The organism is Pseudomonas sp. P7759, assembly GCF_013386445.1.
GTDB lineage: Bacteria > Pseudomonadota > Gammaproteobacteria > Pseudomonadales > Pseudomonadaceae > Aquipseudomonas > Aquipseudomonas azotoformans_A.
The window spans coordinates 1-534 of the sequence record NZ_JACART010000044.1 but is presented as its reverse complement, the minus strand read 5'-3'; the positions used below and the strand labels follow the sequence as shown (position 1 = coordinate 534).

The following is a 534-nucleotide window of genomic DNA, read 5'->3' as shown; positions in this document are numbered from 1 at the left end:
GATATCCTGGTCAACAACGCCGGCATGCTCACCCAGGCGCGCTGCGTCGACCTGTCCATCGAGATGTGGAACGACATGCTGCGCGTCGACCTCACCAGCGTGTTCGTCGCCAGCCAGCGCGCCTTGCCGCACATGCTCGCGCAGCGTTGGGGGCGGATCATCAACGTCGCCTCGCAACTGGGCATCAAGGGCGGCGCCGAGCTGACCCATTACGCGGCGGCCAAGGCCGGGGTGATCGGTTTCACCAAGTCCCTGGCCCTGGAAGTGGCCAAGGACAATGTGCTGGTCAACGCCATCGCGCCCGGCCCGATCGAGACGCCGCTGGTGGGCGGTATCAGCGACGACTGGAAACGCGCCAAGGCCAAGGAATTGCCTCTGGGGCGCTTCGGCCTGGCGGATGAAGTGGCGCCCACCGCGGTGCTGCTGGCCAGCGAGCCCGGTGGCAACCTGTTCGTCGGCCAGACCCTGGGCCCGAACTCCGGCGATGTCATGCCATGAGCGAGGTATAGCCACTGTCTCTTATATACATTTCCC

General features: G+C 65.4%; 1 protein-coding gene. It reads left to right on the top strand.

Annotated features, from left to right (window positions below):
- Positions 1–498: SDR family oxidoreductase (locus HX823_RS25275; protein ID WP_177077189.1), on the top strand; the 498-nt coding region annotated here is incomplete at its 5' end.
- Between the last annotated feature and the right edge of the window lie 36 nt (positions 499–534).